We start from the raw sequence: 25,934 nt of genomic DNA on the forward strand, positions 1-25,934 counted from the left end.
CATGACGACGACGTCACCCAAGCCTGGCGGCCTCAAGGTCGGTGTCCAGCGCTTTGGTACCTTCCTTAGCGGCATGATCCTGCCCAATATCGCGGCGTTCATCGCGTGGGGCATCATCACGGCGTTCTTTATCGAAACCGGCTTCACCCCGGTTGGCGCTCTCGGCGGATTCGGCGAAAACGCCGATGGCGTCGCCAACGTTGGCCTGGTCGGCCCGATGATCACCTACCTGCTTCCCCTCCTGATCGCCAACACCGGTGGTCGCATGATCTACGGCGTCCGCGGTGGAGTAGTGGGAACCATCGCGACGATGGGTGTCATCGTGGGCAGCCCTGTCCCGATGTTCCTTGGCGCCATGATCGTGGGCCCCGGGGCTGCGTACCTCATGAAGCAGGTCGACAAGCTGTGGGCCGGCAAGATCAGGGCGGGCTTCGAGATGCTGGTGGACAACTTCTCCGCCGGAATCCTCGCCTTTGCTCTCGCCATCGCGGCCTTCTTCGGAATCGCTCCCGTCGTCACCGGTCTCAGCAACGCCCTCGAGAGTGGCGTCGACTGGCTCGTGAACTACAACCTGTTGCCTCTGGCCAGCATCCTGATCGAGCCGGGCAAGATCCTCTTCCTCAACAACGCGATCAACCACGGTGTCCTGACGCCGCTGGGTGTTCAGCAGTCGGAGGAAACCGGCAAGTCCATCCTGTTCCTTCTCGAGGCAAACCCCGGCCCGGGTCTCGGAATCCTGCTTGCGTTCTCCTTCTTCGGTGTCGGGCTCGCCAAGGCCAGCGCTCCTGGAGCGATCATCATCCAGTTCTTCGGTGGTATTCACGAGATCTACTTCCCGTACGTACTCATGAAGCCGATGATGCTGCTTGCTGCAATCGGTGGTGGTATGACCGGTGTCGCGATCAACGTCGCGTTCCAGGCCGGCCTGCGAGCACCTGCCTCGCCGGGAAGCATCATCGCGGTGCTTGCGCAGACCGCGAGCGACAGCTACATCGGAGTGATCGTCTCGGTCATCGGTGCCGCGGCCGTTTCGTTCCTCATCGGATCGATCATCCTTCGCTCGAGCCGTAAGGCTGACCTCGCGGCCGAGGCCGCCGGTGAGGACAAGCTCGCTGCAGCCGTTGCGCAGAACGAAGCGAACAAGGGCAAGGAAAGCTCCGTAGGAAGCCTCCTCGGCCAGAGCGCTGCCGCTCCTGCCACGGCCGCCGGCACCACGCTGACCGAGGCCCCGATCCGCTCGATCGTCTTCGCCTGCGACGCAGGTATGGGCTCGAGCGCCATGGGTGCCACGGTCATGCGCAACAAGATCAAGAAGGCCGGAATCGAAGGGGTCACCGTCGTGAACCAGTCGATCGCCAACCTGACCGGCGATGCCGACCTCGTGATCACGCAGCGTGAGCTCACCGACCGTGCTCGCCAGAAGTCTCCGAACTCGAACCACGTTTCGGTTGACAACTTCATGAACAGCCCGAAGTACGACGAGGTCGTTGCCCTCGTCGCGCAGCAGAACGGCAAGTAACACCCCTACCGGCCCCGGTGCAGCGCACCGGGGCCGGTTCCCCGTTTCACCATAGATTCACCAGAAAAGCCAGGAAGAATAGAGGAATCGTATGAGCCAGGTACTTGAGCTCGCCCAGATCAATCTGCACGGAACGGCGACCACGCCCGCTGAAGCCATCGAAGAGGCAGGTCGCCTCCTCGTCGCCTCCGGAGCGGTGACCCCCGACTACATCGCATTTATGCATGACCGCGAAGCCACCGTGTCCACGTACATGGGCAACTACCTGGCGATTCCCCACGGCACCAACGAGGGCAAGGACACCATCCTCAGCTCGGCCCTGTCCTTTGTGCGTTACGACCAGCCCATCGACTGGAACGGCAACGAGGTTCGCTTCGTTGTGGGCATTGCGGGTAAGGACGGCGGCCACATGGAGGTCCTTTCCAAGATCGCGATCGTGTTCAGCGAAGACGACGATGTCGCGGCACTGCTGAAGGCGGAGACGCCCGAGGCCGTTCTCGAGCAGTTGGGCGACATCAACGAATGAGCGCCACCGGCACCAGCACCTCAAACCTGAAGGCAGTGCACTTCGGAGCGGGCAACATCGGCCGCGGCTTCGTCGGTCTCCTGCTCCACAATGCGGGCTATGAAGTTGTCTTCGCCGACGTCAACGCGGAGATCATCGACGCGCTCGCCGCCAGCGACAGCTACCTCGTCACCGAGGTCGGCGAAGGCGCAACCGAGTGGACGGTCAACAACTACAGGGCCATCAACAGCGCCACCCACGAAGACGAGGTCATTGCGGAGATTGCCACCGCCGATGTCGTGACCACCGCCGTCGGACCGAACGTGCTGCGATTCGTCGCCCCGGTCATCGCGGCGGCCATCCTGCGGCGCGACCCCGCCCTCGCGCCCCTGACGGTAATGGCCTGCGAAAACGCGATCAACGCCACCGACCTGCTGAAGGCCGAGATCCTCAAGGCCCTGCCCGAGGCGTCCGCCGCGGACGGCGCCATCTTCGCGAACACGGCCGTTGACCGCATCGTTCCCGGCCAGGCCGAGGGCAGCGGTCTGAACGTCACGGTCGAGTCCTTCTTCGAGTGGGCCATCGAGAGTGCGCCGTTCGGGGCAACCCCGCCGACGATCACGGAAGCGCACTTCGTCGACGACCTCGCGCCCTACATCGAACGCAAACTCTTCACCGTGAACACGGGCCACGCGGCTGCCGCGTACCACGGGTTCCGTGCGGGCGTCGAGACGATGTCCGAGGCGTTCGCGCTTCCTGCCGTCATCGCCGAGGTTCGAGCGGTGCTCGCGGAGACGAAGGAGCTGCTGGTCGCCAAGCATGGCTTCGACCCGGAGGTACAGCAGGCGTACATCGACAAAAACATGGTGCGATTCGCCAACCCGAACCTCAGCGACACCGTCGAGCGGGTCGGGCGCCAGCCGCTGCGCAAGCTCGGCCGCAACGAGCGTTTCGTTGGGCCGGCCGCGCAGCTTGCCGAGCGTGGCATCGTGCCCGAGGCCCTCGTACGCACGATGGGAGTGACTCTCGGATTCGATGTCGCCGACGACCCGCAGAGCGTCGAGATGAAGGAACTGCTCGCGTCGTCCACACCCGAGCAATTCGTGGGCACGGTGACGGGACTGGATGACACCCATCCTCTCTTTGCTGCCGTTCTCGCTCAGGTTCGCCTCCACACGAGCTGACAAGCACACCTCTAGGCTTGCCGCATGAGCACCTCACCCCTCGAGACGACGATCGCGGTCGCCCAGTTCGCGCCGGTGGCCGATATCGACACCAACCTGTCGACCATCGCCGAGCTGACCGCGACCGCCGCGTCTCGGGGGGCGAAGCTCGTGGTGTTCCCCGAGTACTCGTCCTTCTTTGTTCCCGACCTCGGCCAGGAACTCGTCGACGGTGCGCAGCCCCTCGACGGCACGTTCACCACGGCTCTTTCCTCACTGGCCGTCCAATTCGGGGTACACATCGTCGCCGGCCTCGTCGAGAAAATTGATGAATCCTCCCGATTTTCGAACACGCTCGTCGCCCTGAGCTCCGGCGGGGAGCTCGTCGCGACCTACCGCAAGCTGCACCTCTACGACGCGTTCGGCGCAGAGGAGTCTCAGTGGGTGCGTCCCGGCGCGATCGAAGCCCCGGAAACCTTCGAGTTCCACGGACTCACCGTCGGGCTGCAGACCTGCTACGACCTGCGCTTTCCAGAAATCACGCGCCGCCTGGTGGACGCCGGCGCCACACTCGTGCTTGTCCCCTCGGAGTGGGTGCGCGGTCCGCTCAAGGAACATCACTGGCGCACGCTGGTCACCGCCCGGGCCCTGGAGAACACCATCTACGTCGCTGCGGCCGACCACACACCCCCGATTGGGGTGGGCAACAGCATGATTGTCGACCCGATGGGTGTCGAGATCGCGACCGTGGGGGAGCTGGCGGATGTCGCTTGCGCCGTCGTTTCTCCCGAGCGAGTTGCCGCGGTGCGAACCCTGAACCCCGCGCTCGCGCTGCGGAGATTCGACGTCATCGCGCGAAGCGCCGGGTGAGTGGCGTCGCCGGGGCAAACCGTCTAGGTGGCTCAGCCTCGAAGGTGGATAATGGGGTACAGGGGGCAGTGATGAATGTCAGTAAGTGTGTGAATCCCGCGGGGCGGGCTCAACGCGTTCGGCCACGGTGGTGAACGCGGCTGCCGAACGACTTCCGGAGACGACGGTAACTCCACGGGCGCGGGTGCTCGTTGTCGAGGACAGCGACGACCAACGGGAGTTGGTTCGCACGTACCTGGAACGGGCGTCGTGCACCGTGATTGCGGTGCAGAACGCGGAGGACGCCATCGCCGCGTACCTCCTGCAGACGCCGGATCTCGCCATCATCGATCTGCTGCTTCCGGGAATGAACGGGTGGGAACTCGTGCGTCGGCTACGCGCCGATCGCCCCGAATGCGCCATAGTGGTCACCTCAGTACTCGACCGGATAGATTTTCCTCCGGCGGAGGCGATCCTGCCGAAGCCCTTCACCCGCGCTCAGATCTTGCAGGTGCTAGAAGAATGTGTGCCTGAATGACGACAGAGACCGCGCGCCGTGTTGTTGTGGCCGATGACGATGCAGACATCCGCGCGCTGGTGGCCATCTCGGCCGCCCGGGCTGGCTACGACGTTGTTGCCTCCGTCGAAGATGGCGACCGCGCCTGGGGCGCGATCCAGGAGTTTCATCCCGATCTCGCGATCCTCGACGTCGCAATGCCCGGACTGACCGGGCTGGACGTGTGCCGGCTCGCGCGAGCCGACGCGACGCTGGTGTCGTTGCGGATTCTGCTCCTGTCCGCGGCGGTGGACGAGGCGGCGCGTGCGGCGGGTCGCGAGGCGGGGGCCAGCGACTACCTGCCCAAGCCGTTCAGTCCCCGCGCGCTGGTGGCGTGGCTGAAGCAGGAGTCGGGCGTTGACGCCTAAGTTGTGGTCCACGATGATGGGTTTCATCTCGGTGGACCATCCAACCCCCGCACTCAAGCAGCTTCCGACGGCCGTTGCCTTCGCCTGCGCTCTCCTGCTGATTCTGGTGGTGCCCGGCATCGAGGTCACCGACGACTTCACCGCCGTTCTGGGTATTGCGCTGATGGTGGTCGCCACCGTTCTCGCGGCCCTGTTTACGCGAATGCCGAAGTACGAACACCTCGTGCTCCTGGTGCCCGTCATAGACATGCTCGCGGTCGGAGCGTTCAGGGCTGGCACCGGAGCCGCGCTCTCGCTGTTCAGCGCCATCCTGATTCTTCCGGTGGTCTGGATCGCTGCGGAGCGCGGGCGCAAGCACATCCTGATCGCCATCGCCGGGACATCCATCGCCCTGTATGCACCATATTTTTTTGGTCTCGTACCCGAGGTCGAGATCAGCGGCATCGTCCGGGGTATTTTCACACCCCTGATCTTTGGTCTGGCCGCAGCCATCGTGAATGAGCTGTCCCGCCAGAGCCAGGTGCAGCTTGAGGCGATCCGCCGCCTCGCTGACGACAAAGAAGTGATCCTCCAGCGCACGGTCGAGTTCGCCAACCAGCTGCAGGAGAGCGAGGCGCAGATCCGGTCGGGCGACCGCCTGTTCCGCAATGTGTGGGCCGCGGTCACCGAGCAATCCGTCATCGGCACCGACGTCACCGGCCTGATCGATGCCTGGAACCCCGGTGCGGTGCAGCTGCTCAAACTCGACGGGTCCGAGGTCGAAAACAAGCGTTATGTTTTCGACTTCCACGTTCCCGCCGAACTCAACGACCGGTCACGCGAACTCAACTACCCGCCGGGGGAGACCGTCCTCAATCCCGGATTCTCCGCTCTCGTCGAGTCCGCACGACTCGGTCAGGCCGAAAGCCGCGAGTGGACCTATGTGCTCGACGACGGCACGACGATTCCCGTGCTGCTCTCGGTCACCAAGCGCGTGGACGACGACGGGGAAACCTCCGGGTACCTCTTCGTCGCCACCGACGTCACCCAGTCGCGTGAGGTCGCCCGGCTGAAGGACGAGTTCGTTGGGCTCATCTCCCACGAACTGCGCACGCCGCTGAGCTCGATCCTCGGCTACCTCGAGCTGCTCCGCGACGATGAGGACAACCCGCTGTCGGTGGAACAGAAGCAGTACCTCGGGGTTGCCGAGCGCAACGCCCACCGGCTGCTGCGCCTGGTTGGAGATCTGCTGTTCACCGCCCAGGTGGAATCCGGCAAGTTTCCGCTCGACGCGCACGACACCGAGCTCGACCGGATCGTCAGCGCGGCCGTCGAGTCAGCTCGCCCCATTGCCGCCTCGGCGGGCATCACAATCATCCAGGAACTGCCCGACACAACACCCGTTGTGCACGGCGACGCGATCCGCCTCGGCCAGGCCTGCGACAACCTGATCTCCAACGCCGTCAAGTTCACCCCGCGCGGCGGGACGGTCACGGTGTCGCTCTCCGCCGAAAACGAGCATGCCGTGATCCGGGTGCGAGACACCGGCATCGGCATTGCCGCGTCGGAGCTCGACCAGCTCTCCTCCCGGTTCTTCCGGGCGACGACGGCCACCCGCAACGCCGTGCCCGGTGTGGGACTGGGGCTGACCATCACCAAGGCGATCGTCACCGCGCACCACGGCGACCTGGGCGTGGAGAGCGAAGAGGGCGTGGGCACGTGCTTCAGCGTCACGATTCCGCTCGTGGCGCAGACCAGCGCGGTTCGCTAAGCGTCCGTTCGCTAGGCGCAAGCACAGGCGAAGGCGCCCGGCTCGGTTCGCTAGCCGGGCGAGCTTGGTGTACTGCTAGGCCCGTGTGGAGAGCGCGGCCAGCCGAGCCGACGCGGTGGTGAGCACGTTCACCTGTTTGCAGTACGCGAAACGCACCAGCGAGCGGTACTCGGCGCGGTTCGTCTCGCGCACAAACGCGGTGACCGGGATCGCGACCACTCCCGCGAGGGCGGGGAGTTGGCGGCAGAACTCGGCAGCATCCGCGAACCCCAGCGGCGCGACATCCGCCACCACAAAATAGCCACCCTGGGGAGGGAAGACGGAGAATCCCGCGGTCACCAAGCCGGCGCACAGCATGTCACGCTTCGCCGCGAGGGTTGCTGCGGCCGTGGTGAAATAGCTGTCCGGCAGACCCAGCCCGACCGCGATGGCCGGCTGGAACGGAGCGCCGCCCACGTAGGTGAGGTACTGCTTCACGGCCACGACCGCCTCGACCAGCTCGGCGGGCGCGCTCAGCCACCCGATCTTCCAGCCGGTGGTGTTGAAGGTCTTGCCGCCACTGGAGATGGTGATGGTTCGCTCGCGAGCGCCGGGCAGGGTGCAGATCGGCACGTGCGCGACACCGAAGGTGAGGTGCTCGTAGACCTCGTCCGACACGATGATCGCGTCGTGTTTCTGGGCGAGCTCGACGAGGCAGGCGAGCGCCTCGCGGGACAGGACCGCGCCGGTGGGATTGTGGGGGTTGTTGATGAGGATGATCCGTGTGCGGTCATTCACCGCGGCCCGCAATTCATCGAGGTCGGGCTGGAAATCCGGCGAACGCAGGGCCACCGTGACGTGCTTCGCGCGGGAGAGCCCGATCATCGCGGCGTACGAGTCGTAGAACGGCTCAAAGGTGACGATCTCGTCGCCGTCCTCGGTCAGGGCCAGGATGGTGGCGGCGAGGGCCTCGGTCGCCCCGACGGTGACGAGGATCTCGCGGTCGGGGTCGAGCTCGACCCCGTAGAAACGGCGCTGGTGCTCGGCGATCGCGTTCCGCAGAACCGGCAGGCCGCGGCCGGGCGGGTACTGGTTGATGCCGTCCGTGATTGCCTGGCGGGCCGCCTCGAGAACCGCCTCCGGGCCATCTTCGTCGGGAAACCCCTGCCCGAGATTGATCGCGCCCGTGGACACCGCGAGGGCGGACATCTCCGCGAAGATGGTGGTCTTGAGGTCGCCGTCGGGGCCGAGCAACATCGCGCCGCGCGCTGCCCGCTCCCAGGAGCCGCTAACTGTCATCCCGCCAATTTACCCGTTCCCCGGCAATCGACGCGCGCGGGTGCCGCCGTATTACAACGAACGGCCGGCGCCCACCGGCATCGGCAGCGGGCTCCCAGCGCAGTCAAATAATATGCTCAGGTAAGCGGTGAATGCTGACACCGCTGAAAGGAGCAATTCCCATGACCGACGCGCCCCACGAGCCCACCCCCACACCGGTGCCCGCTCCGGTGTACTACACCTCGCCCACCCCGCCGCCGCCCGTCGCTCCTGAGACCGCTCCCTACCCCGCAGCCGCAACGACCCCGGAGTCGCCCAAGCGCTCCGCGAGTGTCGGCATCATCGCCGCCCTCGCGGTCGGTGCGCTCGTCGGTGGCCTCTCCGGCGCCGGCGTCAGCATGTGGGCCGTGAACGCGAACTCGTCCAGCGCCACCGGCGGATCTGCCTCTCCGGCGAGCATTACCGTCAACGACGCCGACGACGCCACCACGATCACCGCTGTGGCCGCAACTGCGTCGCCCTCTGTCGTAACGATCAGCGCCTCCTCGGGCGACACCGCGGGCACCGGGTCGGGTGTTGTTCTCAGCGAGGACGGCTACGTACTTACCAACACGCACGTGGTCACTCTCGACGGCGCCGCGGCATCCGCGTCGATCGAGGTCGAAACCGCCGACGGACGCCTGCTCACGGCGACACTCGTTGGCACAGACCCGGTCGTCGACCTCGCCGTCATCAAGATCGACGATGTGACCGACCTGCAGCCCCTCGAGTTCGCGGACTCCTCGAAGCTCAATGTCGGTGACACCGCCATCGCCATCGGCGCCCCCCTTGGGCTCGCCGGAACCGTCACCAACGGCATCGTGAGCGCCCTCAACCGCAGCATTACCGTCGCGTCGTCGGCCGTGCCGGACAGCTCGGCAGACACCGGTGACAACGGGAGCGAGCCGGACACGGAGAGCCCGTTCGACTTCTGGAACTTCGACGTTCCCGGTACCGAGGACCGCCCCACCACCGCGACCTCCACCATCTCCCTCCCCGTTATCCAGACGGACGCGGCAATCAACCCCGGCAACTCCGGTGGTGCGCTGCTCGATGCCGACGGCAAGGTCATCGGCATCAACGTCGCCATCGCGAGCGCCGGCGGAAGCTCCGCGGCCGGTAGCATCGGTGTGGGATTCGCCGTGCCGTCCAACCTCGCCAAGCGCGTGTCCGAGGAACTGATCGAGGACGGGTCTGCCTCCCACGGCCTGCTGGGAGCGAACGTCGCTGACGTCACCCTGGCATCCAACCCCGACACGACCACCGTCGGCGCCAGCATTCAGGAAGTAACCAGCGGCGGAGCCGCCGAGGCCGCCGGTCTCACGTCCGGAGACATCGTCACGAAATTCAACGGCGTTCCGATCACCGACCGCACCGACCTCACTGCCCAGGTGCGTGTCCTTGCCGCGGGCGAGAGCGCCGAGATCGGCTACGTGCGCGGCGGCGAGGCCCGCACCGCGACGGTTACCGTGGGCGAGCTGCAGTAGTCAGGGTCGCTTAGGGAGGCGCGGCAGCGGGCACATCGTGCCGGGTGCCGCGCCTCCGCTCTGGGTGGGCGGCTGGTAGGCTCATCTTCCCGCCAGCTCGACGTATTGGAATTCATGGCCCCCCAGGACGACTCGTATCCCGGCGTCTCCTACGTCATGCCGGTGCTCAACGAGGTCGACTACGTCGCAGGCGCGGTCTCCGCGATTCTCCGCCAGGAGTATCCCGGCGCACAGCAGCTGATCCTCGCCCTCGGCCCGTCGACCGACGGTACGACCGAGCTGGTTGAGCAGCTGTTGCGCGACGACCCTCGGGTCACCTTCGTGTACAACCCCGAGACACATATCCCGGTCGGCATGAACCTTGCCGTACGAGCGAGCGAGCACCCGATCATTGTGCGCGTCGACGCCCATTCGGAGCTCTCCGCGGGTTACACCCTTCGCGCGGTGCAGACCCTTCAGCGCACCGGCGCCGCCAATGTTGGCGGCCTGATGAATGGTCAGGGGCGTACCCCGTTCCAGTCGGCCGTCGCGCGCGCGTACAACAGCAAGTTCGGGCTCGGCGGTGGTGCCTATCACAGTGGGCGAGCGGAGGGGCCGGCCGAGTCTGCCTACCTCGGGGTGTTCAGACGCGAGGTGCTGCTGGATGTCGGGCTGTACGACGAATCGCTGCGCCGCGGCGAAGACTGGGAGCTGAACCTGCGCATCCGTGCCGCCGGTCATCGGGTCTGGTTCGACCCCGAGCTCACGGTCACCTACTGGCCGCGCGAGAACTGGCGAAAACTCGCCAGGCAGTTCTTCACCACCGGGGTGTGGCGGGCCGAACTGGTGCGGCGGTATCGCACCAAAAACCCGTGGCGCTTCTTCGCGCCCCCACTGCTGGTACTCGCCGTTCCGGTCGCCGTCATTGTGCTGGCGCTGCAGCTCACCGGTGTGCTCAGCGGCCTGCTGGGCGTGATCGCGTCGCTGGTCTACCTCGCCCCGGTGGCCTACCTGCTGCTCGTCGTCTGGGTCAGCTTTGTTCGCGAACCGGGCGAGACCGTGCGCGACCGGCTGATTTTTCTCATTGTCTTGCCCACCATGCACCTCAGCTGGGGAGCAGGATTTCTCCGCGGCATCCTCCGGGGCGGGCGCGACACACTGGACACCTCACGCAGCGCCGGCTGAATGTCAGCGGATAAGTCTCATCCGATAAGTCTCAGCTGATGAATTCCAGCCGATAGATCTCAGCCGATCGCCCCGTGTGCCTCCAGGCGCCGCACGACCCGCTCTGACGCGTGGCCGTCGTCGAGCGAGTTGAAACGTGCCACCCATGCCGCGTACCGATGCGCGAACCGCTCCCGGGCAGCATCGGGGGAGCGCAGGTTGGCAACCAGGTCTTCCGCAGACTCCGACACGGGTCCAGGCGACACGGCGAGCAGGTCGAAGTAGAAACCGCGCACCTCGTCGCGATAGCGGTCGAGGTCCGGCGTGAAGAAGTAAATGGGTTTGCCCGTCACGGTGAAGTCGAACATTGCCGACGAGTAATCGGTGACGAGGGCGTCGGCGACGAGAAACAGGTCGGCCACGTCCGGGTAGCTCGTCACGTCGAGAACGTTCGCGGCGTGCACGTCCTGGGCGGCGCGGAGCGTTCGGGAATGGCCGCGGATCAACGTGAAATACCCCGGGCCGAGCTCGCGGGCGAACGCGGCGACGTCAAGCTGGTCAACTTCCTCGGGGTGGTCGTCACGCCAGGTGGGTGCGTAGAGCACCACGGTGGCGTCGCGCGGAACACCGAGACGGTCGCGCAGCTCAAGCCCCCGTTCTGCGCCCGCGTCGCCCGCGAGAACGTCGTTGCGCGGGTAACCCTCCTCCCAGGGGTGGGCGAAGGCGTACGCGGTGCGAAAGAAGTGGGTGCTGTAGGTGTTTTGAGAGAGGAGGATGTCCCAGCGGGCACGCTCGCGCAGGGTCGCCAGCGCCGCGCGCGGGCGAAGACCCCTGCGGGTAAGAGCGATGCGTTTCAGAGGAGTTCCGTGCCAGGTCTGCAGCACGGTCTGGTGAGCCCGGCGGCGGAACCGCTTGCGCAGCCAGTCGTTTACCACCAGCAGGCGGGCACCGGCGCGCACACGCCACCACTCTTCGCTGCCCTCGATCAGCGCGATGCCACCGGCCGGTACCTCGACGGACGCGTCCACCACACTCCAGTAACGCGTCACGGAGGGGTGGGTGCGGGCGATCTCACGGTCGAGCGCCCGCGGGTTGCACGAGGCGTTCTGCCCGTAGAAGCTCTCGAAGAACACCGCGTTCAACGGCGTCGGCTTGCTTGCGTGGTACTGCGCCTCGAGGCGGGCCTGCTGCGCGGGACCCCGCTCTGACGCGGTCAGCGGGGCCGAGAACGTCACCGTGAGCGCGTCAGAAGGGCCGCCAGAAGTCGCGTCAGTAGCTCCAACGGGATTCGACGCGGCGGAGGAGAACTCGATGAGGCAGACCCCGGCCACGAGGGTGGGTTCTTGGGGCGGTGTGGTGGATGTCGCGGACGTCAGCACCGCGGCATCCGTTCCCATAATCCTCAGCCGGTACTCGCCCGACGGCGGAGCAACGCGCGGACCGCCCCAGCGGGAGGTGAGCAGGGGGATGTAGGCGCTCCACCGATCGCCGTCGATCTCGACGTCGGCGTGCAGGACCAGGCGGGAGCCGACGAGTTCAACGGACGCGGGCACAACCGACCCGGGCACGACCGACGCGGGCACAGCCGACGCGGGCAGGACCGCCGCGGGCACGTGCGCCGCGATGGAGCCTCCCACCAGGAGCTGCGGTTCGCCGCCGGACTCGGCATTGTGCACCCGCACGGTGTCGAGCGCGAGCGCGAGGTGGGGGAGTCCCGAGGTCATGCACGGCCCTTCAAAGAGGTAACGATGGCGTCGAACACCCTGGCGGTGTTGCGGCCGTCGCGGAAAGCGTGGTGGGAGCGCGCGATGGCTTCCGTGTGCTCGCGCAACGCTCGGCGCAGCTCGGGATCGGCATCGCGGCGCTCGAGCAGGGCGAGCACCGCATCCCAGGAGTTCACCTCACGTCCGCCGCTGAACCGTTCGTAGGGCTCGTACAGGCCACGGCTGGCGGTGTAGGCGGCCACATCGGCGGCCAGGTAGATCATCTCCCCGCCGGTGAGGGCGAAGTCGTAGGCGATCGATGAGTAGTCGGTGATGAGGAGGTCGACCGCGGGGAGCACCGGGGTGACGTCGGGCTGCGCCGCGGAGGCGAGCATCCGGATGCGCGGGGAGCTGGTGGGCCCGGCGCCGTACTCCCCGACGCTCAGCGGGTGTGGCCGGATCACCAGGACGCTTTCGGTGCGCTCGAGGTAGGCCCCGAGCGCGGCCCACTGCGCGTCGGTGGGTATTCCCGGGTCGGCGGCGCCATCGCGCCAGGTCGGAGCGAAGAGCAGCACCCGCCCGGCGGGCAGGGGTGTGGCCAACCGCTCGGCGAGCAGCGCCCGAGCGCGTTGCGCGCGTTCTGCTGCGGTTGCGTGTGAGAGCACGTCGTCGCGGGGGTCGCCGGTGACAACCACCCGGTCGGCGCCCAGCGCGAAGGCGGAACGGATGCGTTCCGCGGCGACCGGAGAGGCGACCGGAAACAGGCTGATGCCCCGCGCGGCGCCGCGGTACAGGCGCCGCAGTGCCGCACGCAGGACGCGGGAGGAGGAGAAGATCGGGATTCGTAGCGTCGCGGGGGAGTCGAGGTGGATCAGTTTCAGCGGGATCCCGTGCCAGAGCTGCACGATGAACCCGCCGCGGGTGCCGAACCGGTTGACATCGCCGAAGCCGTGCGTCACCACGAGAACCTCGGCACGGAGGGTCAGCCAGAAACCGCGCCAGCTGGTGACGGGAACACTGGGGATGTCGAGGGAACTCGCCTCCGTGGCATCCCGCTCATCGCGTGCAAGCCACACCATCGACAGGGTGGGGTCCGCCTCGCGGGCGTGGAGGAACAGGGCAAGCGCGCCTTCGCCGACGCCGCTGCCGCAGCCGAATACCCAGGATCCGGCGCGGCGGGGAACAAGAAGGCTGGCGAGCGCGCCAAGGCCATAAACCGGGAGCGCGAGCACCTTCTTGGTGTTGCCCTTCGCGAAGGTAAAGCGACTCACCTGAGCGACATTAGCAGCCGTGGCCGTGCGCCCGGCGCCTCGCACCGCGCCTCACCCGGCCGAATGACGTCTCCGCGGGCGGTATCGGGTGGGTAACGGACGCGAGAGTGGCACGGATTGCTGCGCAGTCCCTGTTCTAATGGGACTGGAGGAAAGTTTGCGTATTCACAAAGAGTTGGTAACCGCACGAAGGGTAGTTGTTAACCTTCTGCGGATAAGGAAAAGCCGTCGTCGGGTGAATGCTGCGCTGCGCACGCACCCTCTCCCGGCTCCGAAAAGCGTCCAGATCGCCATCTACTTCGCCGACGACGAGGTCAATCTCTACCAGGTCAGGCAGTGGTACGCCCCCATGGCGGAGCTTGCGAAGACCTGGCCGGTGACGATCATCTCCCGCTCGCCCACGGCGGCTCTTGCCCTCTGGGACGAGGCCCCGGTTCCCGTCGTCTACCTGCGCAGCGTCGCGTCGCTCGAGAACTTTGTGGACGAGCAAGACCTGCGCATCGTGTTCTACATCAACCAGAACGCGCGCAACTTCCAGATGTTCCGGTACGGCGAAATGTGGCACGTTTTCATCAACCACGGTGAGAGCGACAAGATGTACATGACGACCAACCAGTTCAAGGCCTACGACTACAGCCTGATCGCGGGGGAAGCAGCGCGGGACCGCCTCGAGCGCACGCTGTGGAACTTCGATCTCGACGCACGCACCCGCATGATCGGCCGGCCGCAGGCGGATCACCTCACCGGCACCCCGCCCTACCCCAGCGATGACCGCACCACCGTGCTGTACGCACCGACCTGGGAGGGCGACCGCCCCGCGGCCGCCTACGGATCCGTTGCGAGCCACGGGGTACGACTCGTTGACGGGCTGCTGGCCACGGGCAGGCACCGCGTGATCTACCGTCCGCACCCGCGTAGTGGTGTCGTCGACCACGGATACGCCCGAGCCAACCGGTCGATCATCGCGGCGATCGCGCGCGCCAATGCCGCCGACCCGTCAGCCCAGCACGTGTACGACACCTCGAGCGCGCTCGGGTGGCAATTGGCGATGACGGATGTCGCGATCACCGACATTTCCGCCATGATCTACGACCGCCTCGCAACAGGAAAGCCGCTCCTGGTCACTCGCCCCGTAGCTGCGGGTGCCGAAATCGACCGCGGGGGCTACCTCGAAGACGCGGAGTGGCTCGAAGCCGCGGAGAGCGCGGACATCGTCGAGCTGGTTGACCGGGTGCTGTACAGCGACGCGGCCAAGCAGAAGCTCAGCTGGTGGGTGGAGCGCTACTTCGGCGACACGTCGCCGGGCGCTGCCACCGCGCGCCTCCACGCTGCGGTGCAGGACCTTATGGATGAGTGGGATGTCCACGCCGGCAGGAACGGCAAAGCGGAGTAACCCACCGGACTAACTCAGCGGACTAGCCGAGCGGACTAGCCGAGCGGTCTAGCCGAGCGGCCAGTTCGCTACGCGGTCGGGCGAGGGTCGACGGGGTCGACGTTGCCGGTGGTGTCGACTTTGTCCGCGGTGTAGGCGGTGTCGACCTCATCGACGCCGTCCTCGACCCAGCCGATTCGCTTTGGCAGTGCGGGCAGCCGCGGAAACTTCGGTAGCGGCGGCAGCTTGGACATCGGGCCGGAACGCTCGCCCTTGCCGTCCGCGGCCGAGTCCCGCGCCTTGAGCGGGCGCAGGGGGCGCTCTCGCGGTGCGAGAATCAGCGGGAAGTCCGCAGGAGGCGCGGCGAACGCCTTGCGGGCGCTCGAGATCACCTTGCGGCCGAGCACGTTGTTTCCGGTGCCACCGATGACCGCTCCGATCCCGAAGGGGATCGCGCGGCCCACGATGTTGGTGCCCTGGGTGGCAACAAACTTCTTCATAAACGATCGCTTGATCTGGTCGGCGATGTGCCCCATGGCGGTCGACGGGAGGCTTTTGGTGACGAGGTCACCCCAGAATCCGGTGCGCGTCGGCCCCACGCCGGTGACTTCCCCCGCGAGCTGGCGGACCAGCTCCGACCCTCCGGAGCCGAGCATCATCGTCATGACGAGCGCGCGGGCACGGTCGGGATCGTCGACGGCGATTCCGTGCACCTCGGTGACCGACTGGGCGAACAGCGCGCTGGCCTCGAGGAAGGCCACGGTCTCCACCCCGGACAACGCGAGGGACGCGGCTACTCCGACCGCGGGCAGCACGGCGCTTGCACCGACGGCGGCTCCGCTCGCGGTGACGGTCGTCAGGTAGCGATGTTCGAGGATGCGGATAAGTTCCGCCGGGGTCGCATCCGGCTTGTGCGCGCGGATGGAGCGAATGTGGGCGAGTACGACGGGACGCTGGACGCTGAGGAGCCGGTCGATACCGCGCACGAAATGCGGGTTTGCTGGTGTGTCAAGGGACATGATCAGAAATGCTAGCCCGCCTCGCTGGGAACGGGATGGCGACGTGCGCTACGGAGTGTTGTAGTCCGCGTTGTAGCGGTCAATCACTTCGTCGATCGGGGCATCCAGCACCAACGCGCCCTTATCGAGGTAGAGGCCGCGGGTGCAGAAGCGGCGCAGGTCGCGCTCATTGTGGGAGACGAAGAACAGGGTTCGGCCGCCCTCGAGCAACTCTTCGATCCGGCGGTAACACTTCTCCCGAAAACCCTTGTCTCCCACGGCGAGTACCTCGTCGACGAGCAGGATGGGCTCTTCCAGCCGGGAAATGACCGCGAACGCGATGCGCACCCGCATCCCGCTCGAGAGGTGTTTGTACGGTGTGTCGAGGAAGTCACCAATTTCGGCGAAGTCGATGATCTCCTGAAACCGCGCGTCGATCTCGGCCCGCTTCATGCCGTGCAGTCCCGCAGTCAGGTAGACGTTGTCGCGCACCGTCAGGTCATCGACAAAACCGCCGGTGATCTCGATCAGGGGTGCGACGCCCGCGTTCACGGACACGGTGCCCTCGTCGGCGATCATCACCTCGGCGACCAGTTTGAGCAGGGTGGACTTGCCCTGGCCGTTGCGGCCGACCACGCCAATCGCTTCGCCGGGAGCGACCGTGAAGTTCACGTTGCGCAGCGCCCAGAACTCGCCAGGGCGCGTCCGGCGAACCCGTGTCGAAAAGAGGTCTTTGAAGGAGCGACGCTGCCGGCGGTTGCGACGAAACCGAATTCCGGCATCCGAGACGCGGATCACGGGATCCGCGGGTGCAGCCGCCGCGGCGGGGACGGGGACGGGGGTGTTGCTGGCCACGATCAGATGCCCTTCAGCACGGCGCGCTCGTTGTGCCTAAAGACCAGGACGCCCACCAGCAGTAAGACGAGACTGATCGCCGCTGACACACCCACGGCGAACCAGTCGAGATCCTGGGGGAAGAAGCTCGCCCGGTAGAGCGAGAAGATGCCGCTGAGCGGGTTGAACGCGCCCCACACATGCAGGTCGCCCGGCAGGTCCTGGAGGCTGTAGATGATGGGGGAGGCGTAGAACATAAACCTCAGCGTGAGTTTCACGGCGCGTTCCAGGTCGCGGAAAAATACGACAAGCGGGGCGACGATGAAGCCGATGCCCGTGATCAGAACGGTTTGCATCACGATCGCCAGGAGCGAGTAGATGACCTCCCAGTGCAGCGTGGCGCCGGCGATGATGGCGAAGGCTGCGACCACCGGGATGCTGGCCACGAACTCGATGCCCTTGGAGAGCACGAGACGCAATACCCAGATGGTGCGGGGGATCTTGGTGGAGCGAATCAGCTTCGATTCTTTGAGGAACGCGCGAGTGGTGTCGGACACGGCGCCGGTGAACCACATCCACGGCAGCAACCCGGTCAGCAGGAACACCATGTACGGTTCGTGACCGACACCCCTGTTGAACACCTGCGTGAAAACGAACCAGTAAATGGTTGCCATCACCAGCGGGTCGAGGATCGACCAGAAGTAGCCGAGAGCCGACGTCGAGTAGCGAACCTTGAGGTCTCGGGACGTCAGAAGCCACAGGGAGTGGCGGTAGCGGCCAAATGTCGACCACTCGTGTCGCGCTGGTACTGCGGCGGTCACGGGTTCCTCACTCTGGGGTGGGTCAACCTCGTGGCGCGCGAGACGCCTCACGGGATCGAAGATCAGACGAAGAGGTTGGCCCTCTCGAGGTCTTCGGCGAAGTCAATCTCGACGGCATAGAGGTCGGAGATATCCACCGGCTCAATGCGCAGTTTGTCCTGCTCAATTGCCAACTCTATGCCACGCTCGAAGTAGTCCTGATCGGCGACCCGCCTGAGCTGACGCAGCAGCACCGCTTTGTCTTTGCGCGCGATGTAGTTGATGCCGACTGCCTCGCCGAGCCCACCCTTGACCGTCTTCGACAGTTCCTTGATGTAGCCCTCGGCGTCGGTCGTGTACTTGACCTCTTCGTCGGACACCTTCTCGGTGTTGATCGACACAAAGGACTGGTCCCGGGCGACGACCTTGGCAGCGCGAACGAGCGCGGCCGGGTCGAACACAACGTCACCGTTCATCCACAGCACTCCGCCGGGCGCTGACGCCTGCAGCGCCCGCATGAGGGACTTCGAGGTGTTCGTCTGGTCGTATTCCTCGTTGAACACGAACTGTGCGCTCGGGAAGGCTTCGATGATGTGTTCGGACTTGTAGCCAACCACGATGGTGACGTTCGCCTGGGGTCCGAAGGCATGGTGGATGTTGTCGAACTGCTGCTGCATGATGCTGCGACCGTCGCTCAGCTCGGTCAGGGGCTTCGGAAGGGTGCGGCCAAGGCGGCTGCCCATTCCGGCTGCCAGAATTACTATCTGCGTGCTCACGATTCGTCTCCTGCTCTTCGCCTCGGCGGTCAATTCGGGGGAATTCACCTGATATTCACCGTAGGCCTCTACGTCTGGACACTCCGTTGTGCTTTGCACAGCTTAGCCATGCCCTCCGGAAACGCACACCCCTCCCGTTACCTTGTAGCCCATTCGTGATCCTATCGGGCTGACAGAATTTTGGACATTGATACGGTTATTGCGTGGACTCCGATACCTTCAACCCAATACCGACGGCACGGATCATCCCGACCTCGCCTTCTCTTTCTTCGGATCCACTCGTGGGGGAAAGCCCGGAGCGCCCTCCCGTGGTGCTGAAAATCGAAGGCTTGGTGAAGCGTTTTGGCGCGACAACCGCCGTCGCCGGAATTGACCTCTCTGTACACGCCGGAACCATCTTCGGCATCGTTGGTCCCAACGGCGCGGGCAAAACCACGACCCTGTCGATGGTTACCGGCCTGCTCAAGCCCGATGACGGCCGGGTGATTGTGCACGGCGCCGACGTCTGGGCGAAACCCGCGGTCGCCAAACGCAACATGGGTGTGCTGCCCGATCGTCTGCGCCTGTTCGATCGCCTCACCGGGGCGCAGCTGCTCTTTTACTCGGGAACCCTGCGTGGCCTGAGCCGTGCCGCCGTTGTCGCGCGCACCGCGGACCTCGCCCGCGCGTTCGCCCTCGACGATGCCCTTGATCGTCTGGTGAGCGATTACTCGGCGGGAATGACGAAAAAGATCGCTCTCGCGGCGGCGATGATCCACTCCCCGCGCCTGCTGGTGCTCGACGAGCCCTTCGAATCGGTCGATCCCGTCTCTTCCGCGAACATTATCGACATTCTTCGCCGCTACGTGGGCGCGGGGGGAACGGTGGTGTTGTCGAGCCACAGCATGGACCTCATCGAGCGCATTTGTGACGACGTGGCCGTTGTGGTGAACGGCGCGGTGCTCGACACGGGAACCGTCGAGCAGGTTCGACAGGGACGCACGCTCGAAGAACGCTTCGTGCAGCTCGCCGGCGGCGCCAATAAGGCGGAGGGCCTGGAATGGTTGCACAACTTCTCCGACTGAGGCTCTCCTTCGCGAGCAATGCACTCCGTCGTACCCCCGCGCAACTCGCCCGGCGAGCGGCCGCCGTCGTGATTGGTCTCGCGGTGGCCGTGGCGCTGGCCATCTACATGGGCAATTTAAACGCGGTGGGGGTGGATGTCGCTGCGCCCATCCTCACCGTCCTCGGTTCGGCCGTGTGCGCCGGCTTTGTGCTGACGCCGGTGGTCTACGGCCGGCCGGAGGCGCTCGATCCGCGTTCCTTCTCCCTGATGGGCGTTGATGCGAAACGACTGTCGCCGGGGCTCGCTCTCGCCGCGCTCGTCAGCGTGCCCGCGCTCGCGCTCGCCATTGTCGCGTTCGCCCAGGTCGCCACCTGGAACCGCGAGTCGACCGGTTCCGCCTCCACGACCTTCTTTGCGGTTGCCGGCGCGCTGCTCATCACCGTCGGGGGAGTGCTCGGCGCGCGTGTCGTGAGCGCCCTCGTGTCGTTCGTCGTCGCCCGCAGACGATCCCGGGAGTTCAGCACTCTCGCCGTGCTGGTGGTCCTCGTCGCCGTCTCGCCCGTCGTCGTCGCCGTGGTGCGACTGCGCTCGACCCGCGATCTCGCGGACCTCCTCACGGAGGCGTCTTCGGTGCTCGGATGGACTCCGCTCGGCGCCGCCTGGGCCGCCCCCGCCGCGGCGGCGGCAGGAAGCACCGGTGAAGCGGTCGCCAAACTGCTCATCGCACTCGTCTCGGTCGCGCTGCTCGGCGCGGCCTGGCACGCGCTGGTCGCTCGGATGCTCGTCACCGCACCCGGCACGGTCGCCGGCAGGCCGAGACACGGTCTGGGCTGGTTTGGCCGTTTTCCGGGAACTCCCGCATGGGCGGTCGCTGCGCGCACACTGAGCTATTGGGGCCGGGATCCGCGGTATGCGGTGTCCCTGGCCATCATCCCGATCGTGCCCGTCGTTTTGGTGTTGCCGCTCCTGTTCGCCGGAGTGCCCGCGGGCATCCTCGCCCTGATCCCGGTGCCCGTAGCCGCGCTGCTTCTGGGCTGGACCCTCCACAACGACGTTGCCTACGACAACACCGCGATCTGGCTGCACATCACCTCGGGTATTCGGGGCGCGGCCGACCGGTTCGGTCGTGCGATCCCGACCCTGGTGGTGGGGATTCCGTTCATCGCGGTGGGCGCTCTGGCGAGCGCACACGTGTACGGCGACCGGTCCGTGCTCCCGTCCCTGTTCGGGGTTGGATTCGGCATCCTGTTCACGGGAGTGGGGGTGTCGAGCATCGTTTCCGCCCGGTTCCCCTACCCCGTTGCCGCCCCCGGCTCGAGCGCGTTCACCAGCCCCCAGACATCGGGCTCGTCCTCACCGGTTTCCCAGACCCTGTCCTTTGCGGCCATTCTCGCGTTGTGCGGGCCGGCGTTGTACTTCGCGGGACGGGGGCTTTTCGAGGGTGGCGACTGGCCCTCCCTGGCGCTGAGCACGGGCATCGGCGGCGGACTTTTCGTTCTGCTCGTGGGGGTGTTTTTGGGCGGCTGGATATTCGAGCGCCGCTCCACCGACCTGTTCGCCTTCAGCGTGCGAAACTAGATCCATGAGCGATACCGATCACACCGGCGGCGGAACGTCCACGCTTGACCGCGAACTCGAGGAGCTGCTCAATAGCGAGCAGGTTGAAGAGGGCGACCACGAGCGATTCTCGCACTACGCCCCGAAGAACAAAATCATGGAGTCGGCACTGTCCGGCAAGCCCGTGCGCGCCCTCTGCGGCAAGCTGTGGGTACCCGGGCGCGACCCGGAGAAGTTTCCCGTGTGCCCCACCTGCAAAGAGGTTTACGCGAAGCTCAAGCCGTAGTTTCGACCACGACCACTACGAACGACAGTCCGCTGCGGACCCAAGTCCGCCACGAGCGGTAGTCCGTTACGAACGGTAGACGGTCGGGATGGCCGGCTCGCCGTTGCTCAGCCGCAACGCGTCGACGGGCATCTCGGAGATCGCTCGCTCGCGGGTGGCGCGTGCGAGCGCCGTGCCCGCGGCGCCGAGGAAGCGCTCGTCGGCGACGCCTCCGACCATGAGCGACACCCGGAGCTGACGGCCCTCTTCGGCTGCGCCGGATGGATCACCCAGGTAGATGGTCTCCGCCGTGGCGACGCCGCGCTCGAGCGAACGCGCCGGTGTCTTCTCGCCACCGACGGTCGCCTTCGCCGTGGACTTTTTGGCCACCGCCACCCACTGGTCGGCGCTGTCGCGGCGGGCGACCAGCTTGTAGACCATGTTCGCGGCGGGAAAGCCGGAGCCGGTGACCACCGACGTGCCCACTCCGTAAGAATCGACCGGTGCCGCGCGCAGCGCCGCGATCGTGTACTCGTTCAGATCGTTGGTCACCGTGATCTTGGTCTTCGTCGCCCCGAGCCGGTCCAGCTGGTCCCGCACCTCCCGCACCAGAACGGGCAGGTCGCCGCTGTCGATGCGCACCGCACCGAGGCCCGTGCCGGCAACCTTCACCGCGAGGTCGACCGCGGCCTCGACGTCGTAGGTGTCGACGAGCAGCGTCGTTCCCGTGCCCATTGCGGCCACCTGCGCCCGGAACGCTTCCTCTTCGGAAGAGTGCAGCAGCGTGAACGCGTGCGCTGCGGTACCCATTGTCGGAATGCCCCAGCTTCTGCCCGCCTCCAGGTTGCTGGTGGCGTTGAAGCCGCCGATGAAGGCGGCGCGGGCTGCCGCAACGGCGGCCGATTCGTTGGCGCGCCGTGACCCCATCTCTGCGAGCGGCCTTCCGTCGGCCGCAGACACCATTCGGCTGGCGGCACTGGCGACCGCGCTGTCGTAGTTGAGCACGGAGAGGATCAGCGTTTCGAGGATGACCGACTCCGCGAAGCCGCCCTCGACGGTGAGAATGGGGGAGTTCGGAAAGTACACCTCGCCCTCGCTGTAACCGGAGATGCTGCCAGAGAAACGGTAGTTGGCGAGCCAGTCGAGGGTGGGGTCACTGACCACGCGATTCTCGCGAAGCCAGCTGAGTTCGGCGTCCTCAAACCGGAACTGCGCGATGAGATCGAGCAGCCGACCGGTGCCCGCCACGATGCCGTACCGACGGCCGTCGGGAAGGCGCCGCGCGAACACTTCGAACAGGCACTGCAGGTCGTGGTGCCCACTGCCGATCGCCGCGTCGATCATGGTGAGTTCGTAACGGTCCGTCAGAAGCGCGCTCGTCATCGTCCCAGCCTAGAGTGAGCCGGTGACCCGCGTGACGGCGCGAGCGCCCCGTCAGACGGGGATAAACTCGATTCCCGTGACGAACGCACCGATCGGAGTCTTCGACAGCGGAGTCGGCGGGCTGACCGTGGCCCGCGCGATCATCGACCAGCTGCCGCGGGAGTCCCTGCTCTACGTTGGTGACACCGCGCACTCCCCGTACGGCCCGAAGCCCATCGCGAAGGTGCGGGAATACGCGCTCGCCGTGCTCGACGATCTGGTTGACCATGGAGTGAAGCTGCTTGTGATCGCCTGCAACACCGCGTCGTCTGCCATGCTTCGTGATGCCCGGGAGCGCTACACCGAGGGACGCGGCATCCCGGTTGTCGAAGTGATCCACCCCGCCGTGCGCGCGGCCGTGCGCCAGACCCGCAACAAACGCATCGGCGTCGTCGGTACTGCCGGGACCGTGCGCTCGCACGCCTACGAAGACGCCTTCATCGCGGCATCCGACCTGAAAATCTTCACCCAGGCCTGCCCCCGCTTCGTCGAGTTCGTAGAGGCCGGGATCACCAGCGGTCCTGAGCTGTTCGCGGTGGCCGAGGAATACCTGCGCCCACTCAAGGAGGCGAACGTCGACACGGTGGTGCTCGGCTGCACCCACTACCCGCTGCTGGCGGGCGCGATCCAGTACGTGATGGGCGAAGACGTGACGCTGGTCTCGAGCGCGGAGGAAACCGCGTACGACGTGTACCGCATGCTCGTCAAGCACGAGCTGGAGCGCACCGCCCCCGGCGCCCCGACCTACACCTTCGAGGCGACCGGCGGCAGCCAGACCGAGTTTTTGCGTCTCGCTAGCCGCTTCCTCGGGCCCGAGGTCACGACCGTCGATCTCGTCGCCACCGGCACCATCCCCCTGCCGAGAATTGCCCAGAATCCACCCCAGCACGAGCAACGAGAAGAGATCGCATGACCCGCACCGACGGCCGCGCCGAGAACGAGCTTCGCGAAATCACGATCGAGCGAGGCTGGAGCACCCAGGCGGAGGGCTCGGCGTTGATTTCGTTCGGCAACACCAAGGTGCTGTGCACCGCGACGTTCACCAACGGGGTGCCGCGCTGGCTCAAGGGCCAGGGCAAGGGGTGGGTCACGGCCGAATACTCGATGCTGCCGCGCTCGACGAACTCGCGCATGGACCGCGAGAGCGTCAAGGGCAAGATCGGGGGCCGCACCCACGAGATCTCCCGGCTGATCGGCCGCAGCCTGCGCGCGGTCATCGACACGAAGGCGCTCGGCGAGAACACCATTGTCATCGACTGTGACGTGCTCCAGGCCGACGGCGGAACCCGCACCGCCGCGATCACCGGCGCTTACGTGGCGCTCGCCGACGCCATCGAGTGGGCCCGCGACCAGAAATTCATCGGCCAGAAGGCGCAGCCGCTGACCGACAGTGTCGCGGCCGTGTCGGTCGGCATCATCGACGGTGTGCCCATGCTCGACCTCGCCTATGTCGAAGACGTGCGCGCCGAAACCGACATGAACGTGGTGGTCACCGGCCGCGGCGCCTTCGTCGAGGTGCAGGGCACCGCTGAGGGTGCTCCGTTCGACCGTGCCGAACTCGACAAGCTGCTCGACCTGGCGCTCGGCGGCGGCGTCACCCTGACCGAGATCCAGAAGGTCGCGCTGGGATCGTGAAACTCGTCCTGGCAACGCACAACGCGCACAAGGTCAACGAGCTTCGCACGATTCTCGGCGACCGACTCGGGGGCATTGAGCTGATCGGCTACGACGGACCCGAACCCGTCGAAGACGGGGATACCTTCGCGGCGAACGCCCTCATCAAGGCGCGTGCTGCCGCCGCGTTCACGGGCCTGCCGGCGATCGCGGATGATTCCGGCATCTCGGTCGACGCGCTCGGCGGTGCGCCCGGCATCCACTCGGCACGCTACGCCGGAAACCGCGACGACGCCGAGAACCTTGACCTCCTGCTCGCCAATCTTGCCTCCCTCGGGGAAGGAGTCGACCGCTCCGCGCACTTCACCTGCGCCGCCGCGTTCGTCTCAGGCGATCTGGAGCACGTCGAGGTCGCCACCTGGCCCGGCGCGGTGCTGCCGGAACGCGCGGGAGTCGGCGGGTTCGGCTACGACCCGATTTTTCTCCCCGATGGGGTGGATGTCAGTGCTGCCGAACTTTCCGCCGCCGAGAAGAATGCGGTCAGCCATCGCACCCTCGCGTTCACGCAGCTATTGCCGTTTGTGCGCGAGGCGCTGCTCTAGCGTGCTGAGGCTGGGCTGGGCTGGGGCTGGGCTGAGGCGACCGGGAGCGCTCAGCCCAGGCCGAGCTTGGCCAGCTCCTCGTGCAGGGTGCGTGCCGAATCCTGCAGCTGCCGCTCCTCCTGCTCTGAGAACGGCACGTCGATCAGGGCGGACACCCCGGACGCGTCGACGATGCTCGGCACGGCCAGGGCGACACCGCTGATGCCGTGGTAGCCGTCGAGCACGGAGCTCACCGGCAGGATCGCTCCCTCGTCGCGGAGCACCGCCTCCGCGATCCGGGCGCCCGAGAGGCCGATCGCGTAGTTGGTCGCACCCTTTCCCTCGATCACCCGATAGGCGGCGGTCTTCACGTCCTCGGCGATGCTGTCCAGCTCGTCGGCCGACACGGGAGCGCGGTCGACCGGGCGCCAGCTCTGGATCGGAACGGGACCGATGCGCGCTTGCGACCAGAGCGCGAACTCCGAGTCGCCGTGCTCGCCCACGATCATCGCGTGCACGCTCGAGGTGGACACACCGGTGCGCTCGGCGAGCAACCAGCGCAGGCGGGACGAGTCGAGCACGGTGCCCGAGGCAAATACCCGGGCGCTCGGTAGCCCGCTGAATTTCTGGGCGGCGACAGCGAGGATGTCGCAGGGGTTCGTCACCAGAATGTAAACGGCGTCCGGGGCCCGTTCCACCAGCCCCGGCATCAGGCCGCGCAGGATGCCCACGTTGACCGCGGCGAGGTCGAGCCGCGACTGGCCGGGATGCTGCTTTGCGCCCGCGGTGATGATCACGACGTCTGAGCCGGTCACGACGTCGAGGTCGTCGCCGCCGATGATCCGGGAGGAGCCGGTGAACTGGGTTCCGTGCGCGAGGTCGAGCACCTCGGCATCCACCTTCGCCTTCTGAATGTCATAGAGCGCAATCTCGCGGGCAGATTCGCGGATGAGTGCAGCGTAGGCGAGGGAGGTGCCCACCGCGCCGGCACCGACGATGGACAATTTCGATCGTTCACTGTTACTCATCTGCCCAGCGTGGCGTAAAGCGCGGTCGCGCG

25 protein-coding genes are annotated in these 25,934 nt (G+C 66.3%); 16 read left to right on the top strand and 9 right to left on the bottom strand.

The genetic code is table 11. The features are described from left to right. Nucleotide 1: 1 nt before the first annotated feature. The 7 genes from B0I08_RS04455 to B0I08_RS04485 all read left to right on the top strand — a co-directional run bounded on the left by B0I08_RS04455 (nucleotide 2) and on the right by B0I08_RS04485 (nucleotide 6,710). Nucleotides 2-1,519, top strand: a complete 1,518-nt coding sequence (locus B0I08_RS04455) for a PTS mannitol transporter subunit IIBC (RefSeq protein WP_106210266.1) — start codon at nucleotides 2-4, stop codon at nucleotides 1,517-1,519. A gap of 91 nt (nucleotides 1,520-1,610) precedes the next feature. After that, nucleotides 1,611-2,045 carry a PTS mannitol transporter subunit IIA gene (locus B0I08_RS04460; RefSeq protein ID WP_106210268.1) on the top strand — a complete coding sequence of 145 codons (435 nt, stop codon included), beginning with the start codon at nucleotides 1,611-1,613 and terminating at the stop codon, nucleotides 2,043-2,045. Nucleotides 2,046-2,071: 26 nt separating this feature from the next. After that, entirely contained in the window at nucleotides 2,072-3,208 is a 1,137-nt protein-coding gene (locus B0I08_RS04465; RefSeq protein ID WP_106210796.1) for a mannitol-1-phosphate 5-dehydrogenase, read from the top strand. Between the two features lie 24 nt (nucleotides 3,209-3,232). Continuing rightward, the gene (locus B0I08_RS04470) at nucleotides 3,233-4,057 is read left to right on the top strand and encodes a carbon-nitrogen hydrolase family protein (protein WP_106210270.1); all 825 of its coding nucleotides are present in this window, start codon (nucleotides 3,233-3,235) and stop codon (nucleotides 4,055-4,057) included. Nucleotides 4,058-4,142: 85 nt separating this feature from the next. Continuing rightward, nucleotides 4,143-4,574, top strand: a complete 432-nt coding sequence (locus tag B0I08_RS04475) for a response regulator (RefSeq protein ID WP_245884517.1) — start codon at nucleotides 4,143-4,145, stop codon at nucleotides 4,572-4,574. Then, nucleotides 4,571-4,960, top strand: coding sequence for a response regulator (locus tag B0I08_RS04480; protein ID WP_106210272.1), 390 nt, complete (start codon nucleotides 4,571-4,573; stop codon nucleotides 4,958-4,960). Before B0I08_RS04475 ends, B0I08_RS04480 begins: the two co-directional genes overlap by 4 nt. Continuing rightward, entirely contained in the window at nucleotides 4,950-6,710 is a 1,761-nt protein-coding gene (locus B0I08_RS04485) for a sensor histidine kinase (protein ID WP_245884519.1), read from the top strand. The genes B0I08_RS04480 and B0I08_RS04485 overlap by 11 nt, the downstream gene beginning before the upstream one ends. A 75-nt stretch (nucleotides 6,711-6,785) precedes the next feature. Here the strand turns inward: B0I08_RS04485 and B0I08_RS04490 are convergent, their stop codons facing one another. Continuing rightward, nucleotides 6,786-7,988, bottom strand: a complete 1,203-nt coding sequence (locus tag B0I08_RS04490; protein ID WP_106210276.1) for a pyridoxal phosphate-dependent aminotransferase — start codon at nucleotides 7,986-7,988, stop codon at nucleotides 6,786-6,788. 161 nt (nucleotides 7,989-8,149) lie between these two features. Here B0I08_RS04490 and B0I08_RS04495 point away from each other — a divergent pair, with 161 nt between their 5' ends. Both B0I08_RS04495 and B0I08_RS04500 read left to right on the top strand, forming a co-directional pair. Further along, nucleotides 8,150-9,493 (top strand): S1C family serine protease, encoded by a 1,344-nt coding sequence (locus tag B0I08_RS04495; RefSeq protein ID WP_245884521.1) that lies wholly within the window; start codon nucleotides 8,150-8,152, stop codon nucleotides 9,491-9,493. A 114-nt stretch (nucleotides 9,494-9,607) separates the two neighbouring features. Continuing rightward, nucleotides 9,608-10,657 carry a glycosyltransferase family 2 protein gene (locus B0I08_RS04500; protein ID WP_106210280.1) on the top strand — a complete coding sequence of 350 codons (1,050 nt, stop codon included), beginning with the start codon at nucleotides 9,608-9,610 and terminating at the stop codon, nucleotides 10,655-10,657. Between the two features lie 59 nt (nucleotides 10,658-10,716). On the opposite strand, the gene B0I08_RS04505 is transcribed toward B0I08_RS04500, so the two are convergent. Beyond that, the gene (locus tag B0I08_RS04505; RefSeq protein ID WP_106210282.1) at nucleotides 10,717-12,360 is read right to left on the bottom strand and encodes a CDP-glycerol glycerophosphotransferase family protein; all 1,644 of its coding nucleotides are present in this window, start codon (nucleotides 12,358-12,360) and stop codon (nucleotides 10,717-10,719) included. Then, nucleotides 12,357-13,610 (bottom strand): CDP-glycerol glycerophosphotransferase family protein, encoded by a 1,254-nt coding sequence (locus tag B0I08_RS04510; protein WP_181243217.1) that lies wholly within the window; start codon nucleotides 13,608-13,610, stop codon nucleotides 12,357-12,359. The genes B0I08_RS04505 and B0I08_RS04510 overlap by 4 nt, the downstream gene beginning before the upstream one ends. A 139-nt stretch (nucleotides 13,611-13,749) precedes the next feature. Between B0I08_RS04510 and B0I08_RS04515 the strand changes: the two genes are divergently transcribed. Next, nucleotides 13,750-15,003: a CDP-glycerol glycerophosphotransferase family protein gene (locus B0I08_RS04515; RefSeq protein WP_146134314.1), complete on the top strand. Its 1,254-nt coding sequence runs from the start codon at nucleotides 13,750-13,752 to the stop codon at nucleotides 15,001-15,003. A gap of 68 nt (nucleotides 15,004-15,071) precedes the next feature. Here the strand turns inward: B0I08_RS04515 and B0I08_RS04520 are convergent, their stop codons facing one another. The 4 genes from B0I08_RS04520 to B0I08_RS04535 all read right to left on the bottom strand — a co-directional run bounded on the left by B0I08_RS04520 (nucleotide 15,072) and on the right by B0I08_RS04535 (nucleotide 18,390). Continuing rightward, a complete protein-coding gene (locus B0I08_RS04520; RefSeq protein ID WP_245884526.1) occupies nucleotides 15,072-16,001 on the bottom strand; it encodes a hypothetical protein in 930 nt (309 codons plus the stop codon). A 48-nt stretch (nucleotides 16,002-16,049) separates the two neighbouring features. Then, complete coding sequence (locus B0I08_RS04525) at nucleotides 16,050-16,778, bottom strand: ABC transporter ATP-binding protein (RefSeq protein ID WP_425432986.1); 729 nt, start codon at nucleotides 16,776-16,778, stop codon at nucleotides 16,050-16,052. Between the two features lie 59 nt (nucleotides 16,779-16,837). Next, on the bottom strand, nucleotides 16,838-17,635 hold the full coding sequence (locus B0I08_RS04530; protein WP_106210288.1) for an ABC transporter permease: 798 nt from the start codon (nucleotides 17,633-17,635) through the stop codon (nucleotides 16,838-16,840). 62 nt (nucleotides 17,636-17,697) lie between these two features. After that, nucleotides 17,698-18,390: a phosphocholine cytidylyltransferase family protein gene (locus B0I08_RS04535; RefSeq protein ID WP_106210290.1), complete on the bottom strand. Its 693-nt coding sequence runs from the start codon at nucleotides 18,388-18,390 to the stop codon at nucleotides 17,698-17,700. A 203-nt stretch (nucleotides 18,391-18,593) separates the two neighbouring features. On the opposite strand from B0I08_RS04535, the gene B0I08_RS04540 reads away from it, so the two are divergent. The 3 genes from B0I08_RS04540 to B0I08_RS04550 are packed head-to-tail and all read left to right on the top strand — an operon-like array spanning nucleotide 18,594 to nucleotide 21,278. Next, entirely contained in the window at nucleotides 18,594-19,454 is an 861-nt protein-coding gene (locus B0I08_RS04540) for an ABC transporter ATP-binding protein (RefSeq protein WP_245884528.1), read from the top strand. Then, entirely contained in the window at nucleotides 19,430-21,013 is a 1,584-nt protein-coding gene (locus B0I08_RS04545; protein ID WP_106210292.1) for an ABC transporter permease, read from the top strand. The genes B0I08_RS04540 and B0I08_RS04545 overlap by 25 nt, the downstream gene beginning before the upstream one ends. Before the next feature lie 4 nt (nucleotides 21,014-21,017). After that, a complete protein-coding gene (locus B0I08_RS04550) occupies nucleotides 21,018-21,278 on the top strand; it encodes a DUF3039 domain-containing protein (RefSeq protein ID WP_106210294.1) in 261 nt (86 codons plus the stop codon). A 66-nt stretch (nucleotides 21,279-21,344) separates the two neighbouring features. Here the strand turns inward: B0I08_RS04550 and B0I08_RS04555 are convergent, their stop codons facing one another. Beyond that, on the bottom strand, nucleotides 21,345-22,640 hold the full coding sequence (locus B0I08_RS04555) for a nicotinate phosphoribosyltransferase (protein ID WP_106210296.1): 1,296 nt from the start codon (nucleotides 22,638-22,640) through the stop codon (nucleotides 21,345-21,347). 76 nt (nucleotides 22,641-22,716) lie between these two features. Between B0I08_RS04555 and murI the strand changes: the two genes are divergently transcribed. Genes murI through rdgB form a run of 3 tightly spaced genes read left to right on the top strand, consistent with a single transcriptional unit; the run spans nucleotide 22,717 to nucleotide 24,895 of the window. Continuing rightward, complete coding sequence (murI, locus tag B0I08_RS04560) at nucleotides 22,717-23,592, top strand: glutamate racemase (protein ID WP_106210298.1); 876 nt, start codon at nucleotides 22,717-22,719, stop codon at nucleotides 23,590-23,592. After that, nucleotides 23,589-24,314, top strand: a complete 726-nt coding sequence (gene rph, locus B0I08_RS04565; RefSeq protein ID WP_106210300.1) for a ribonuclease PH — start codon at nucleotides 23,589-23,591, stop codon at nucleotides 24,312-24,314. The genes murI and rph overlap by 4 nt, the downstream gene beginning before the upstream one ends. Next, nucleotides 24,308-24,895, top strand: a complete 588-nt coding sequence (rdgB, locus tag B0I08_RS04570) for an RdgB/HAM1 family non-canonical purine NTP pyrophosphatase (RefSeq protein WP_106210302.1) — start codon at nucleotides 24,308-24,310, stop codon at nucleotides 24,893-24,895. The genes rph and rdgB overlap by 7 nt, the downstream gene beginning before the upstream one ends. Nucleotides 24,896-24,945: 50 nt before the next feature. On the opposite strand, the gene B0I08_RS04575 is transcribed toward rdgB, so the two are convergent. Then, nucleotides 24,946-25,902, bottom strand: a complete 957-nt coding sequence (locus B0I08_RS04575; protein ID WP_106210305.1) for an L-lactate dehydrogenase — start codon at nucleotides 25,900-25,902, stop codon at nucleotides 24,946-24,948. Nucleotides 25,903-25,934 lie beyond the last annotated feature (32 nt).

It is taken from the genome of Glaciihabitans tibetensis, from assembly GCF_003003265.1.
Lineage (GTDB): Bacteria > Actinomycetota > Actinomycetes > Actinomycetales > Microbacteriaceae > Glaciihabitans > Glaciihabitans tibetensis.

Coding starts and splice junctions, on each gene's coding strand:
- B0I08_RS04455 (WP_106210266.1), top strand. CDS start 2: ATGACGACGACGTCACCCAAGCCTGGCGGCCTCAAGGTCGGTGTCCAG.
- B0I08_RS04460 (WP_106210268.1), top strand. CDS start 1,611: ATGAGCCAGGTACTTGAGCTCGCCCAGATCAATCTGCACGGAACGGCG.
- B0I08_RS04470 (WP_106210270.1), top strand. CDS start 3,233: ATGAGCACCTCACCCCTCGAGACGACGATCGCGGTCGCCCAGTTCGCG.
- B0I08_RS04480 (WP_106210272.1), top strand. CDS start 4,571: ATGACGACAGAGACCGCGCGCCGTGTTGTTGTGGCCGATGACGATGCA.
- B0I08_RS04490 (WP_106210276.1), bottom strand. CDS start 7,988: ATGACAGTTAGCGGCTCCTGGGAGCGGGCAGCGCGCGGCGCGATGTTG.
- B0I08_RS04495 (WP_245884521.1), top strand. CDS start 8,150: ATGACCGACGCGCCCCACGAGCCCACCCCCACACCGGTGCCCGCTCCG.
- B0I08_RS04500 (WP_106210280.1), top strand. CDS start 9,608: ATGGCCCCCCAGGACGACTCGTATCCCGGCGTCTCCTACGTCATGCCG.
- B0I08_RS04505 (WP_106210282.1), bottom strand. CDS start 12,360: ATGACCTCGGGACTCCCCCACCTCGCGCTCGCGCTCGACACCGTGCGG.
- B0I08_RS04515 (WP_146134314.1), top strand. CDS start 13,750: ATGGGACTGGAGGAAAGTTTGCGTATTCACAAAGAGTTGGTAACCGCA.
- B0I08_RS04520 (WP_245884526.1), bottom strand. CDS start 16,001: ATGTCCCTTGACACACCAGCAAACCCGCATTTCGTGCGCGGTATCGAC.
- B0I08_RS04545 (WP_106210292.1), top strand. CDS start 19,430: ATGGTTGCACAACTTCTCCGACTGAGGCTCTCCTTCGCGAGCAATGCA.
- B0I08_RS04550 (WP_106210294.1), top strand. CDS start 21,018: ATGAGCGATACCGATCACACCGGCGGCGGAACGTCCACGCTTGACCGC.
- B0I08_RS04555 (WP_106210296.1), bottom strand. CDS start 22,640: ATGACGAGCGCGCTTCTGACGGACCGTTACGAACTCACCATGATCGAC.
- rph (WP_106210300.1), top strand. CDS start 23,589: ATGACCCGCACCGACGGCCGCGCCGAGAACGAGCTTCGCGAAATCACG.
- B0I08_RS04575 (WP_106210305.1), bottom strand. CDS start 25,902: ATGAGTAACAGTGAACGATCGAAATTGTCCATCGTCGGTGCCGGCGCG.